Here is a 13,241-nt window from a genome sequence, read left to right on the forward strand (position 1 = left end):
CGATGACGGTCACGGAGGTGCGTTTCGGCCCCTACGTGCTCGGCGAGCTGCTGGGCCGCGGCGGCATGGGCGAGGTCCACCGGGCGACCGACACGAGCCAGGACGACCGCCTGGTGGCGCTCAAGCGCCTCGCCCCCCACCTGTCGGAGGACGCAGGCTACCGGGAGCGGTTCCGCCGGGAGTGCGAGGCCGCTGCGCGGCTCACCGATCCGCACGTCGTGCCGATCCACCGCTACGGGGAGATCGACGGGCGGCTGTTCCTCGACATGCAGCTGGTGGACGGGCACGACCTCGCCGCCGAGCTCGCCCGTACCGGTCCGATGGCCCCGGCGCGGGCCGTCGGGATCGTCGCCCAGGTGGCCGCGGCGCTCGACGCGGCGCACGCCGCCGGACTGGTGCACCGCGACGTCAAGCCGTCGAACGTGCTGCTGACCGCTCCGGCGCCGGGGCGCCCCGACTTCGCGCAGCTCACCGACTTCGGCCTCGCGGCGGGGCCGGACGCGTCCGCCGGCGCGGACGGCACGGTCGAGTACCTCGCCCCGGAACGGCTGGCCGGGTACCCGGCGGACGGGAGGGCCGATGTCTACGCGCTGGCCTGCGTGCTGTACGAGCTGCTCACCGGGCTGCGCGCGTTCCCGGGGTCCGACTTCGCCGCGCAGGTGTACGGGCACCTGCACCTCCCGCCTCCGCGCCCGACGGCGACGTCCGGTGCGATCCCGCCGGGGCTCGACGCGGTCGTGGCCCGGGGGATGGCCAAGGACCCGGCCCAGCGCTACCAGCGGGCCGGCGCGCTCGCCGACGACGCGGTCGCCGCGCTCGGCCCGGGATCCGCCACCGGCGCGGCGCGGCGCGGGGCGTCGCGGCGCGGGGTGCTGCTGGGAGCGGCCGCGGGCGCGGTGGTGCTCGCGGGCGGGGGCGCCCTTGCCGTGGCGCTGTCCCGGCGGCCGGACGAGCAGCCGCCACCACCCGGCCCGACACCGCTCGCGTCGGGTCCGCCACCGGAACCGGTGATCGAGGAGCGTGCGCTCGCGGTGCGCAGCACCAGCCCGTTCCCGTTCAACGCCGCCCGGGTGGGCGGCCGTCCGGCCCTCCTCGTCGAGGACGTCGGCCACCGGGTGCGGTTGTACGACCCGATCGCCGAGCGCGACCTCGGGTTCCTGCCGGACGGCACCGTCGACGGGGTCATGTGGGCGGCCGTGGTGACCGTCGACGGCCGCGATGCGGTGGCCGCGCTTCAATCCAGCACGATCCGCTTGATCGACGTTTCGAGCGCCGCGGTCACCGAGGTCGGCACGCACGAGAGCTCGGCCGATTTCACCGCGGCCGCGTCGTTCGCGGCCACCGCAGGCCTTGGGATCGTGCGCCGGTGGGACCTGAGCAGCCGCACCGCGCTGGGGGACCACCCGCTCCCCGGTCATCTCCCCACGCTGAGCACGCTCGATCTCGACGGGCGGTTGTGCCTCGCCATCCAGGTGGCGAACCGCACGCAGATCATGGACGCCATGACCGGCGAGCCCGTGCTGGACACCACGCACGGGCTGTCCGCTCCAGCCCACCTCACGATCTTCGCCGGGGCCCCCGTGGCCGTCTCCCTCAACTGGCAGCTGGCGGTCACCGACCTGCGGACGGGCGAGGTCGTGCGCCGCCACGACACCGGGGGGCGACCCGTCCGGACGAGCGCGCTCGGCGTGTTGGACGGCCGCCCGATCCTCGCTGCGGAAGGGCCCGACCGGAAATCGATCGTCCTGGTGGACGTCGACACGGGCCAGCAGCTCGGTTCCCCGATGACCGGCCACGAGGCGGCGGTGACCGCGTTGGACTTCATCTACCTCGACGGCCGCCCGATCCTGGTGTCCGGCGCCCGCGACAACGCGATCCGGGTGTGGGACGTCGCGGTGCGGGCCGCGAGCTAGTGCGCCTCGGCCGCCTTGGCGCGCTGCCAGGAGGCCTTGATCTCCCGCTCGGCCTCGGCGCGGCCGACCCAGGTGGCGCCCTCCACGCTCTTGCCCGGCTCGAGCGCCTTGTAGATCTCGAAGAAGTGCTGGATCTCCAGGCGGTCGAACTCCGGCAGGTGGTGGATGTCGCGCAGGTGCTCCTGGCGCGGGTCGTCGCTGGGCACGCAGAGGACCTTGTCGTCGCCGCCCTTCTCGTCCTTCATCCGGAACATGCCGATCGCGCGCGACCGGATGAGGCAGCCCGGGAAGGTCGGCTCCTGCACGAGGACGAGCGCGTCGAGCGGGTCGCCGTCCTCGCCGAGGGTGTCCTCGATGAACCCGTAGTCGGCCGGGTACTGGGTGGCGGTGAACAGGGTCCGGTCCAGCCGGATGCGCCCCGTGCGGTGGTCCACCTCGTACTTGTTGCGGCCACCTTTGGGGATCTCGATGGTGACGTCGAAGTCCACTGGCGCTCTCCTGCTGGTCCGGTGCGGATGGGTGGCCGGTACCGGTCGGGCGACCGGCCCCGGCGCCTGCGTCTAGTGTGAGGGACCGCGTCGGCGGCGCCGACGTCCGGGGCGCTGCTCTTGCGCCCTGTGGGATGTCGAGGGAGGGCGCCCGTGGGGATCGGGCGACGAATCGGTGACTCACTGCGATTGCCCGGTCGCGGAGCGCGGCGGATCGTCGTCGTGCTGGTCGTGCTCGCCGTGGCCGGGGGTGCCGGAGGGGCGGTCGCGCTCGCCGGCCCGGGCCTCGTGGAGCGGTGGGGGCTGGTGGCGCCCGCGCCGGCTCCGTTGCCGCCCGTGCCCGCCCCCGCGCTGCGGCCGCTCCCGCCGGACGCTCCGATCCCCACGCCCGAGGGGCTGGCGGCGGTGCTCGACGAGCCCGCCGTCGACATGCCCGGCAAGTTCGCGGGCGTGGTGCTCGACGCGGCCACCGGGCGCGAGCTGTGGGGCCACACCCCGGAGCGCCCGCTCGTGCCCGCGTCGACCGCGAAGCTGATCACGGCCGCCGCGGCGCTGCTCGCGCTCAACCCGACCGACCGGCTGATCACCCGCGTCGTCACCGGCCCGGACCCGAGCACGGTCGTGCTGGTCGGCGGCGGGGACCCCACGCTCACCGCCCTGCCCGACCCCGAGGACAGCCTCTACCCGGGCGCGCCGAGCGTGCAGCAGCTCGCCGACGCCGTGCGCGAGAAGGCCCCCGGGCCGATCCGCAAGGTGCTCGTCGACACCAGCCGCTACACCGACGACGACGGCGGCCTCGCCCCCGGGTGGGACCGCGCCGACATCGCGGGCGGGTTCATCACCCCGATCGAGCCGGTGATGCTCGACGGCGGCCGGATCGACCCGGAGCTGCAGGACGGCCCGCGCGTCTCCGACCCCGCGCTCACCGCGGCCCGCGCGTTCGCCGACGCGCTCGGCGTCGACGACGTGGAGAAGGGCACGGCCCCGCCGGGCGCCACGAGCATCGCGGCGGTGGGTTCGGCGCCGATCAGCGAGCTCGCCGAGCACGCGCTGCGCACCTCCGACAACGTGCTCGCCGAGGTGCTCGCGCGGGAGGTGGCGATCGCGCGGGAGGCCGAGCCGTCCTTCGCGGGCGCGGCCGAGTCCGTCCTCGCGACGCTGCGGCAGGCGGGGATCGACACGACCGGCGCCGAGCTGGTCGACGGCAGCGGCCTGTCCACGCGGAACCGGGTGCCGCCGCGGCTGCTGGGCGAGGTCCTCGCCGCCGCCGCGGCGCCCGCGAAGGGCCCGCTCGACGCGCAGTTCCTGCGCCCGGTCCTGTCCGGGCTCCCGGTGGCGGGCGGCGTCGGCACCCTCGACGACCGGTACGCGCTCGACGGCGAGGCCGCCGCCGGACGCGGCGTCGTGCGCGCGAAGACCGGCTCGCTGTCCGGTGTGAGCAGCCTCGCCGGCGTCGTGACCGACTCCGACGGGCGGCTGCTGGTGTTCGCCCTGATGTCGAACGGCGCGAGCCCGGCCGTCGTCCGCCCGCTGCACGACGCCATGGCCGCCGACCTGAGCCGCTGCGGCTGCCGCTCGGCGTGACGCGGTCGCCCCGCCGGCCGCCCCGGGCACGTAGCGTGGACGTGTGCCGCACGTGACCCACCCAGCCCAGTCCGCCACCAGCCCTGCGGGCCAGAGCGGGCTCCCCGTCGACTGGGAGCTCGCCAGCCGCACGGCGGGTCGGCTCATGCAGCCCGGGCCCGACGCGACCCCGGCCGAGGCCACCGAGCTGGTGCAGCGGTTGCGCGCCGACGCCGCGGTCGCCGAACGGCACGTCCGGGAGACCACCGGACTCGGGCACGGCCTGCCGCTGCTGCCCGCGGACGTGGTGGACCGCAAGGCGTGGGCGGCGGCGGCCGTGCAGAGCATGGCCGCGCTCACGGCGGGCGCCCGGCTGCCCGAGGTGTCGCGGGTGGCCCGCACCGTCACCGCGCGCACCGCGGGTCTGCAGGTCGGCAGCGTGGTCGCGTACCTGGGTGGGCGCGTGCTCGGCCAGTACGACCCGTTCGGCGGGCCGGACGGCGGCGGACGGCTGCTGATCGTGGCGCCCAACGTGCACGCGGCGCAGAAGGCGCTCGACGTGCCGAGCGCGGACTTCGGGCTGTGGGTCTGCCTGCACGAGGCGACGCACCGGCTCCAGTTCACCGCCGTCCCGTGGCTGCGGTCCTACTTCGCCGAGGAGGTCGGCCGGTTCCTGTCGATCGCGCAGACCGACCGCGGCGCCGTCTTCGAACGCCTGCCCGAGGTGGTGCGGTCGCTGCGCGAGACCGGCGGCGACTCGCTGGCGATCGTCGAGCTGCTGCAGGGCCCCGAGCAGCGGGCGGTGCTCGACCGGCTGCTCGCGCTCACGACCCTGCTGGAGGGCCACGCCGACCACGTGATGGACGCCGTCGGTCCGGAGGTGGTGCCGTCGGTGGCCACGATCCGCAACCGGTTCACGGTGCGCCGCCGCGGCGGCGGTCTGATCGACCGCCTGCTGCGCGCCCTGCTGGGCGTGGAGGCGAAGGTCCGCCAGTACGCGGTGGGCTCGGCGTTCACCAGGCACGTGGTGCTCGCCGCGGGCATGGAGGGCTTCAACCGGGTGTGGGAGAGCCCCGAGACGCTGCCGACCCGCGAGGAGCTCGCCCACCCCGGCCGCTGGCTGGAGCGGGTCCACGGGATCTGACCGGCAGCGGTCGTCGCTGGAGGGACATCGTGGCTCCGACGCGCGGGGGTTCGGCGGACGGGCGCGACGCGGCCTGCCTCGAGGTCCGGCGGGCCGTGCGGCGCGGGCTCGCCGCCCTGCCGGCCCCCCACCGGGACGCCCCCGTGCTCGTCGCCTGCTCCGGCGGCGCCGACTCCCTCGCCCTCGCCGCCGCGGCCGTCGCGGTGCGGGGCCGGGGCGCGGTGCGCGGCGCCGTCGTCGACCACGGCCTGCAGGAAGGCTCCGCCGAACGCGCCGCCGCCACCGCCGATCTGCTGGAGCGGATGGGGATCCCGGCGGCCGTGCACCGGGTCGAGGTCACCGGCCCGGGCGGGGTCGAGGCCGCGGCCCGCCGCGCCCGCTACGCCGCGCTGCGCGCCGCCCGACCGCACCCGGACTCCCCGGTCCTGCTCGGCCACACCCTCGACGACCAGGCCGAGACCGTGCTGCTCGGGCTGGGGCGGGGCTCCGGGGCGCGGTCGCTGGCCGGGATGCGGCCGTGGGACCCGCCGTGGTGCAGGCCGCTGCTCGGCGTGCGCCGGGCCGTGACCCGCGCCGCCTGCGCGGCGGCCGGCCTCCCGGTGTGGGACGACCCGCACAACGCCGACCCCCGGTTCACCCGCGTCCGGCTGCGGCACGAGGTGCTCCCGCTGCTGGAGGAGGTGCTCTCGGGCGGCGTCGCGGAGGCGCTCGCCCGCACGGCGCGCCAGCTGCGCGAGGACGCCGACGCCCTCGACGCCGTGGCCGCCGACCTCCTCGCCGGGGCGCGCGACCCGGAGGGGGGCCTGCTCCTCGGCCCGCTCGACGGGGTGCCCGCCGCGCTGCGCCGCCGGGTGCTGCGGGCGTGGCTCGCCGCCGCCGACGTGACGGCTCTCACCGACGCCCACCTCAGGGCTGCCGACGTCCTCGCAGGTCGGGGGCCGGACCGCGGGGGCGTCGCCCTACCGGGCGGGTTGGAGCTGGTGCGGGCGCATGGCAGGCTCTCCCTGCGCCCGGTCCGTTGGCCGTCCGGCGTCTGAACCCGATCCATGCAGGAGGCCGCCGGCTGTGTACGACGGTGAGATCGCATCGACGCTGATCACCGAGGAGGCGATCCGGGAACGGACCAAGGAGCTCGCGGAGCAGATCGCGGCCGACCGGGCCGGTGCCGACTCGGACCTGCTGCTCGTCGGCGTCCTCAAGGGTGCGGTGATGTTCATGAGCGACCTGGCCCGGGCGCTGCCGGTGCCGGTCCAGCTCGAGTTCATGGCGGTGAGCTCCTACGGCTCGTCCACGTCGTCCTCGGGCGTCGTGCGCATCCTCAAGGACCTCGACCGCGACATCGCGGGCCGCGACGTGCTCATCGTCGAGGACATCATCGACTCCGGGCTGACGCTGTCGTGGCTTCGCGGCAACCTGGAGTCGCGCCACCCGGCCTCGCTCGCGGTGTGCACGCTGCTGCGCAAGCCGGACGCGGTGAAGGTCGACGTCCCGGTGAAGTACGTCGGCTTCGACATCCCCAACGAGTTCGTCGTCGGGTACGGCCTCGACTACGCCGAGCGCTACCGCGACCTGCCCTACATCGCCACGCTCGACCCGTCGGTGTACGCCTGAGGCGCGCTCAGCCCAGCAGGGGCAGCGGCGGCACCGGGAGGCCCTCGGCCGGACCCGCGCTGAACGGCTCGGTGCCCTCCGCGAGCCGGACGTCGCCCACGTCGCCGTGCGCGCGGGCGTACTCGAGCGCGTGGGCGAGGTCGATCACGCCGTTGCTGGCGGGCAGCGGCACCAGGTTCAACGTCGACAGCACCCCGAACGCGGCGCCCGAGCTGTCGACGAAGGCGCTGCCCGAGTCACCCGGGATGCCCGGCGTGAGCGTGTAGACGTCGTGGTTGCGCCCGTCGCCCGCGTCGCCCACGGCGATGCCGACCTTCGGGCCGAGCGCGCTCAGCCCGAGCCGCAGCGGCGAGTTGCCGATGCTGTAGACGAGCTCGCCGACCTCGACGCCGTCGGTGTCGAGGCCCGTCGGGCCACCGAACACGGGGAGCGTCGGATTGACGTCCGCCACATCCTCAGGGGCGATCTCGACGAGCGCGAAGTCGTTGAACGCGCACTCGTCCGGGTCGGTCTCCCCGCCCTCCTGCATCGCGATCCACGAGCTGTAGGCGAGGTGGCCGGTGCGGTCGGTGCCGTCGGCGGCCCTGATGGTCACCGGGGTGCCGATGCCGACGGTGCCGGAGTCGCACCCGTCGGTCTCGGTGGCGTCGCCGGTGCCCGCGCAGTGCGCGGCCTGGCCGAGGAAGGTGCGGTCGCCGCTGGTGAAGACGAAGTTGCTGGTGCAGGAGCCGCCGCCCTCGGTGTCGGTGACGACCCCGGGCCGGATCGCCGCGGCCTCCGCCGACGCCCACTCGCCGCGCGCAGGCGCCGCCGTCGCCGCGGGGGCGAGCAGCGCCCCGAGCGCGATCCCACCGAGTGCGACCGCCGCCGCGACGCCACGGGCCCTCACCGTCATGCCGTCTACCCCCAACCGCCTGCCCGCCGTCGGGCACCGTCGTGATCACCGTCCGCCACTGGACCCAACGACGGTGTGCGCACGGGGATATGGCCTCCGGGAACACCCGTTCCGGACCGTTCGTTGAGAGTGCATGTACCCGTCAGGGCTACGCCGCTGGACATCGACGGCGCAGCCGCGCTCCCGGCCCGCTATCCTGGCGGACTCAGGGCCGGTCAGTCCGCTGCGCCGGGTCTCTCCGCCGGAGAATCTTCGCCAGGAAGGGTGAAGGCCGCCACGGCCGAAGCTGAATGGACCGCAAGCGCCTGCTCCGCAACCCGCTGATCTGGATCCTCGCCGCGATCCTGGTCTACTTCACGTTCAGCGTGCTGTTCGACGACACGCGCGGCTACACGCGGGTCGACACGTCCGTGGCGCTGGCGCAGATCTCCGAGGGGCACGTCACCGACGCCCTGATCGAGGACCGCGAGCAGCGGCTGCGGCTCACGCTCGACCGGCCGATCGACGGCAGCACCCAGATCATCACCCAGTACCCGGCGCAGACCGCGGGCACGATCGTCGAGGCGCTGGAGAACGCGAGCAACAACCCGTCGTTCAACACGACCGTGCGTCAGGACTCGTTCCTGACCACGATGCTGATCTACCTGATCCCGCTCGGCCTGGTGCTGCTCATCCTGTTCTGGATGATGAACAACGCCCAGGGCGGCGGGAACCGGGTGATGTCCTTCGGCAAGTCGAAGGCCAAGCAGCTCAACAAGGACATGCCGAAGACCACCTTCGGCGATGTCGCGGGCGCCGACGAGGCGGTCGAGGAGCTGCACGAGATCAAGGACTTCCTGCAGAACCCGGCGCGCTACCAGGCCCTCGGCGCGAAGATCCCGAAGGGCGTGCTGCTCTACGGCCCGCCCGGCACCGGCAAGACGCTGCTGGCCCGCGCGGTCGCGGGCGAGGCGGGCGTGCCGTTCTACACGATCTCCGGCTCCGACTTCGTCGAGATGTTCGTCGGCGTCGGCGCCTCCCGGGTGCGCGACCTGTTCGAGCAGGCCAAGCAGAACTCGCCCTGCATCATCTTCGTCGACGAGATCGACGCGGTCGGCCGCCAGCGCGGTGCGGGTCTCGGCGGCGGCCACGACGAGCGCGAGCAGACGCTGAACCAGCTGCTCGTCGAGATGGACGGGTTCGACGCCCGCGGCGGCATCATCCTGATCGCGGCCACCAACCGGCCCGACATCCTCGACCCGGCGCTGCTGCGCCCCGGCCGGTTCGACCGGCAGATCCCGGTGAGCGCTCCCGACCTGGCGGGCCGCCGCGCGATCCTGCACGTGCACGCGAAGGGCAAGCCGTTCGCCCCCGACGTCGACTTCGAGGCGCTCGCCAAGCGCACCGTCGGCATGTCCGGCGCCGACCTGGCCAACGTCATCAACGAGGCCGCGCTGCTCACCGCGCGCGAGAACGGCACGCTGATCACCGCGGCCGCGCTGGAGGAGTCGGTCGACCGGGTGGTCGGCGGCCCCCGGCGCAAGTCGAAGATCATCTCCGAGCAGGAGAAGAAGATCACGGCCTACCACGAGGGCGGCCACGCGCTCGCGGCGTGGGCGATGCCCGACCTGGAGCCGGTCTACAAGCTCACGATCCTGCCGCGCGGGCGCACCGGCGGCCACGCGCTCGTGGTGCCCGAGGACGACAAGGGCCTCATGACCCGCTCGGAGATGATCGCCCGGCTGGTGTTCGCGATGGGCGGGCGCAGCGCGGAGGAGCTCGTGTTCCACGAGCCGACCACCGGCGCGTCGAGCGACATCGACCAGGCCACCAAGATCGCCAAGGCGATGGTCACCGAGTACGGCATGAGCGCGCGGCTCGGCGCCGTCCGCTACGGCCGCGACCAGGGCGACCCGTTCCTCGGGCGCTCGATGGGCGCGCAGGCCGACTACTCGCTCGAGGTCGCCCACGAGATCGACGAGGAGGTGCGCGCGCTCATCGAGGCGGCGCACACCGAGGCGTGGGAGATCCTCAACACCTACCGCGACGTCCTCGACGACCTGGTGTTCGAGCTGCTCGAGAAGGAGACGCTCACCCGCAGCGACCTGGAGCGCATCTTCTCCGGTGTGGAGAAGCGGCCCCGGATCACGGCGTTCAACGACTTCGGCGACCGCACGCCGTCGGACAAGCCGCCGATCAAGACGCCGGCCGAGCGCGCCCGGGAGCGCGGCGAGCCGTGGCCGCCCGAGACCGAGCCGGTCCGCGAGCCCGCGCCGGTCGGCTCGTACCCGGGCGGTACCAACGGCGTGCCCGCGCCCGGCCCCAACGGCGGCCCCGTGCCCTCGCCGCCCGGGGGTTACCCGGGTGGGCCCACCCCGTTGCCGGCGGGCTACCCGCCGCCGCAGCAGCAGGGGCAGCCGGCCGTGCCGCCGCCCCCGCCCGGCTGGGGCGGGCAGCCGCCCAAGGCGGTGCCGGACAACTACGGCGCCCCGCCTGGTTGGCGACCGGCCACCACCCCGGCGGGCCAGCCGTGGCCGCCCACCAGCGGCCAGTGGCAGCAGCAGCCCGCCCCGCAGTGGGGGCCGCAGCCGAACCAGGCCCCGCAGCCGAACACCAACGGCGCGGGTGAGCAGCAAGCCCAGGCCCAGGCGCAGCAGGCCCAGGCACAGCAGGCACAGGCACAGCAGGCACAGGCACAGCCCGAGCAGCCGTCCCCCGAGAAGCCGAGCGGGGGGACCGGCTCCGGGCCGGACGAGGGTGGCTCACGCTGAGCACAGCAGTACCCGGTGGCGCGACGCCCGAGCCGGCGTCGAGGAACGGCCGACGGACGATCGACCACGCGCGCGCCGAGGCGGCGGTGCGCGAGCTGCTCATCGCGATCGGGGAGGACCCCGACCGCGAGGGCCTGCGTGACACCCCGGCGCGCGTCGCCCGCTCCTACGCCGAGATCTTCCAGGGGCTCTACTCCAACCCCGACGAGGTCCTGGAGCGCACGTTCGACGAGCACCACCAGGAGCTGATCCTGGTCAAGGACATCCCGATGTTCTCGATGTGCGAGCACCACCTCGTCCCGTTCCACGGGGTGGCGCACGTCGGGTACATCCCGAACCCGGACGGGCGGGTCACCGGGCTGTCGAAGATCGCCCGGCTCGTCGACCTCTACGCGCGGCGCCCGCAGGTGCAGGAGCGGCTCACCGGGCAGATCGCCGACGCCATCGTGAACAGGCTCGAACCGAAGGGCGTGATCGTGGTGATCGAGGCCGAGCACCTCTGCATGGGCATGCGGGGGATCCGCAAGCCCGGCTCGCGCACCACCACCTCCGCCGTGCGCGGGATGCTGCGGTCCTCGCCGACCTCCCGCGCCGAGGTGCTGGCGCTGATCCGGAACGGGTGAGCGCGGTGGCGGCCGGGTTGCCCGCCCCGGGGCGGTGCGTCGTGATGGGCATCCTGAACGTCACCCCGGACTCGTTCTCCGACGGGGGCCACTGGCTCGACCCGAGCCGGGCGGTCGCCCACGGCGTCGCGATGCGCGAGGCGGGCGCCGACCTCGTGGACGTCGGCGGGGAGTCCACCCGGCCGGGGGCGCCCCGCATCGACGCGGAGACCGAGCTCGCCAGGGTGCTGCCCGTGGTGCGCGAGCTGGCGGCCGCGGGCGTGCCGGTCAGCATCGACACCACGCGGGCCGCGGTCGCCGAGGCCGCTGTGGCGGCCGGCGCCGCGGTGGTCAACGACGTCTCCGGCGGGCTCGCCGACCCCGCGATGGCCAAGGCGGTGGCGGCGGCGCAGGTGCCGTGGATCCTCATGCACTGGCGCGGGCACAGCGACCGGATGAACGAGCTCGCCGTCTACTCCGACGTCGTGGCCGAGGTCCGCGACGAGCTCACCGCGCGGGTGGACGCGGCCGTGGCCGCCGGGGTGGACCCGGGGCGGCTCGTGATCGACCCGGGGCTGGGGTTCGCGAAGAACGCCGAGCACAACTGGGCGCTGCTGCGCAGGCTGGACGTGCTGGTCGGCCTCGGGTTCCCGGTGCTGGTGGGGGCGTCGCGGAAGCGGTTCCTCGGCTCCCTGCTCGCCGACGAGCACGGTGAGCCGCGGCCCACGTCGGGCCGGGACGTGGCGACGGCCGCCGTCAGCGCGCTCGCCGCCCACCGCGGCGCGTGGGGCGTGCGGGTGCACGACGTGGTCGGTTCGCTCGACGCCGTGCGCGTGGCGGCGGCCTGGGACGGCGCGACCGGGCGATAGTGTCCCGACGGGAGGAGCCGAGTGGCGGATCGCATCGAGCTGCGCGGCCTGCGCGTGCGCGGGTTCCACGGCGTGTTCGAGCACGAGCGCCGCGAGGGCCAGGACTTCGTCGTCGACATCACCGTGTGGCTCGACCTCACCCCGGCCGCCCGCTCCGACCGGCTCGAGGACACCCTCGACTACGGCGCGCTCGCGCAGCGCGCGGCCGCGATCGTCGGCGGGCCGCCGTGCAACCTGATCGAGACGGTTGCGGGCCGCGTCGCCGACGAGGTGTTCTCCGACGTGCGGGTGCAGACGGTGGAGGTCGTGCTGCACAAGCCGCAGGCGCCGATCCCGCTCGAGTTCGCCGACGTGGCGGTCGTCGCGCGCCGCACCCGCACCGGCGGGCGGGGGCAGGTGGTGCCCGCGTGACCCGCGCCGTGCTCTCCCTCGGGTCGAACCTCGGTGACCGGTTCGCCTACCTGCGCTCGGCCGTGGCCGGCTTCGGCGACGCGGTGCGGGCGGTCTCGCCGGTGTACGAGACGGCCCCGTGGGGCGGGGTCGAGCAGGACGACTTCCTCAACGCGGTGCTCGTCGTCGAGGACCCCGCGGTCGACGAGTGGGGCTGGCTGCGGCGCGGGCAGGAGCTCGAACGGGCCGCGGGCCGGGTGCGGGAGGTGCGCTGGGGCCCGCGCACGCTCGACGTGGACGTGGTCACCGTCGACGGCCCGGACGGCCCGGTGCGCTCCGACCACCCGGAGCTGCTGCTCCCGCACCCGGGCACCCCGGAGCGCGCCACGGTGCTGCGGCCCTGGCTCGACGTCGACCCGGACGCGGTGCTGCCCGGCCACGGACCGGTCGGCGCGCTGCTGGCCGCGCTCGGCCCGGACGCCGAGGACGGGATGCGCCGCCGCGACGACCTCGACCTGATGGCGGAGCGGTGACCCCGACGCGGCCACGGGACCTGTTCGGCGTCGCCCTCGTCGCCGCGGTCGTGGTCGGCATCCTGGTCCGGTTGTCCTACGGGTCGCTGCCGGAGATGCCGCTCGGCGCGGGCGCCACGCTCGGCGTGCTCGGGATCGCCGAGGCCATCGGCGGCAACGTGATGCGGGCCCGGATCCGCCGCAAGCCGGGCACGCAGCCGGTCCAGCCGCTGGTCGCGGCGCGGGCCGTGCTGCTGGCGAAGGCGTCGTCGCTCGCGGGCGCCATCATGACCGGTGCGTGGGCCGGGCTGCTCGCGCACGTCCTGCCGCTCGCGGGCACCGTGACGGCCGCGGGGAACGACGCGCTGGCCGGCGGCATCGGCCTGGTGTGCTCGCTCGGGCTGGTCGGCGGGGCGCTGTGGCTCGAGCACTGCCTCCGCACGCCCGACGACCCCCGCGACGACGACCCCGACGACGGCCCGCCCGTCGGTGATCACCCCTAGG

13 protein-coding genes are annotated in these 13,241 nt (G+C 75.0%); 11 read left to right on the forward strand and 2 right to left on the reverse strand.

Annotation, left to right across the window (positions count from 1 at the left end; translation table 11 throughout):
• Positions 1 to 2: 2 nt before the first annotated feature.
• Entirely contained in the window at positions 3 to 1,913 is a 1,911-nt protein-coding gene (locus VKZ81_RS25820) for a WD40 repeat domain-containing serine/threonine protein kinase (RefSeq protein WP_324244277.1), read from the forward strand.
• On the opposite strand, the gene VKZ81_RS25825 is transcribed toward VKZ81_RS25820, so the two are convergent.
• Entirely contained in the window at positions 1,910 to 2,401 is a 492-nt protein-coding gene (locus tag VKZ81_RS25825) for an inorganic diphosphatase (protein WP_324244278.1), read from the reverse strand. The genes VKZ81_RS25820 and VKZ81_RS25825 overlap by 4 nt on opposite strands.
• 189 nt (positions 2,402 to 2,590) lie before the next feature.
• Here VKZ81_RS25825 and dacB point away from each other — a divergent pair, with 189 nt between their 5' ends.
• From dacB to hpt, 4 genes are read left to right on the forward strand one after another with little or no spacing between them, the layout of a single operon-like run.
• Complete coding sequence (gene dacB, locus VKZ81_RS25830; RefSeq protein WP_324244279.1) at positions 2,591 to 3,985, forward strand: D-alanyl-D-alanine carboxypeptidase/D-alanyl-D-alanine endopeptidase; 1,395 nt, start codon at positions 2,591 to 2,593, stop codon at positions 3,983 to 3,985.
• Between the two features lie 52 nt (positions 3,986 to 4,037).
• Positions 4,038 to 5,108: a zinc-dependent metalloprotease gene (locus VKZ81_RS25835; protein ID WP_324244280.1), complete on the forward strand. Its 1,071-nt coding sequence runs from the start codon at positions 4,038 to 4,040 to the stop codon at positions 5,106 to 5,108.
• Between the two features lie 29 nt (positions 5,109 to 5,137).
• Entirely contained in the window at positions 5,138 to 6,145 is a 1,008-nt protein-coding gene (gene tilS / locus VKZ81_RS25840; RefSeq protein WP_324244281.1) for a tRNA lysidine(34) synthetase TilS, read from the forward strand.
• Positions 6,146 to 6,173: 28 nt separating this feature from the next.
• Complete coding sequence (hpt, locus tag VKZ81_RS25845) at positions 6,174 to 6,719, forward strand: hypoxanthine phosphoribosyltransferase (protein ID WP_324244282.1); 546 nt, start codon at positions 6,174 to 6,176, stop codon at positions 6,717 to 6,719.
• A 7-nt stretch (positions 6,720 to 6,726) separates the two neighbouring features.
• On the opposite strand, the gene VKZ81_RS25850 is transcribed toward hpt, so the two are convergent.
• Positions 6,727 to 7,614: a serine protease gene (locus VKZ81_RS25850; RefSeq protein WP_324244283.1), complete on the reverse strand. Its 888-nt coding sequence runs from the start codon at positions 7,612 to 7,614 to the stop codon at positions 6,727 to 6,729.
• 290 nt (positions 7,615 to 7,904) lie between these two features.
• Between VKZ81_RS25850 and ftsH the strand changes: the two genes are divergently transcribed.
• The 6 genes from ftsH to VKZ81_RS25880 are packed head-to-tail and all read left to right on the forward strand — an operon-like array spanning position 7,905 to position 13,240.
• A complete protein-coding gene (gene ftsH, locus VKZ81_RS25855) occupies positions 7,905 to 10,364 on the forward strand; it encodes an ATP-dependent zinc metalloprotease FtsH (RefSeq protein WP_324244284.1) in 2,460 nt (819 codons plus the stop codon).
• Positions 10,365 to 10,423: 59 nt separating this feature from the next.
• Positions 10,424 to 10,987 carry a GTP cyclohydrolase I FolE gene (folE, locus tag VKZ81_RS25860; protein ID WP_324244355.1) on the forward strand — a complete coding sequence of 188 codons (564 nt, stop codon included), beginning with the start codon at positions 10,424 to 10,426 and terminating at the stop codon, positions 10,985 to 10,987.
• A gap of 44 nt (positions 10,988 to 11,031) precedes the next feature.
• Positions 11,032 to 11,835, forward strand: coding sequence for a dihydropteroate synthase (folP, locus tag VKZ81_RS25865; protein ID WP_324244356.1), 804 nt, complete (start codon positions 11,032 to 11,034; stop codon positions 11,833 to 11,835).
• A 21-nt stretch (positions 11,836 to 11,856) separates the two neighbouring features.
• Positions 11,857 to 12,246, forward strand: coding sequence for a dihydroneopterin aldolase (gene folB, locus VKZ81_RS25870; protein ID WP_324244285.1), 390 nt, complete (start codon positions 11,857 to 11,859; stop codon positions 12,244 to 12,246).
• Positions 12,243 to 12,758: a 2-amino-4-hydroxy-6-hydroxymethyldihydropteridine diphosphokinase gene (folK, locus tag VKZ81_RS25875; protein ID WP_324244286.1), complete on the forward strand. Its 516-nt coding sequence runs from the start codon at positions 12,243 to 12,245 to the stop codon at positions 12,756 to 12,758. The genes folB and folK overlap by 4 nt, the downstream gene beginning before the upstream one ends.
• Positions 12,755 to 13,240 carry a DUF3180 domain-containing protein gene (locus tag VKZ81_RS25880; RefSeq protein ID WP_324244287.1) on the forward strand — a complete coding sequence of 162 codons (486 nt, stop codon included), beginning with the start codon at positions 12,755 to 12,757 and terminating at the stop codon, positions 13,238 to 13,240. Before folK ends, VKZ81_RS25880 begins: the two co-directional genes overlap by 4 nt.
• Position 13,241: the final 1 nt, after the last annotated feature.

Origin of the sequence: Pseudonocardia sp., from assembly GCF_035305885.1 — a bacterium.
Taxonomy (GTDB): domain Bacteria; phylum Actinomycetota; class Actinomycetes; order Mycobacteriales; family Pseudonocardiaceae; genus Pseudonocardia.

What these genes read in the sequence shown, in the direction of transcription:
- VKZ81_RS25820 (WP_324244277.1), top strand. Translation starts at nt 3, where the DNA reads ATGACGGTCACGGAGGTGCGTTTCGGCCCCTACGTGCTCGGCGAGCTG.
- VKZ81_RS25850 (WP_324244283.1), bottom strand. Translation starts at nt 7,614, where the DNA reads ATGACGGTGAGGGCCCGTGGCGTCGCGGCGGCGGTCGCACTCGGTGGG.
- ftsH (WP_324244284.1), top strand. Translation starts at nt 7,905, where the DNA reads ATGGACCGCAAGCGCCTGCTCCGCAACCCGCTGATCTGGATCCTCGCC.
- folP (WP_324244356.1), top strand. Translation starts at nt 11,032, where the DNA reads ATGGGCATCCTGAACGTCACCCCGGACTCGTTCTCCGACGGGGGCCAC.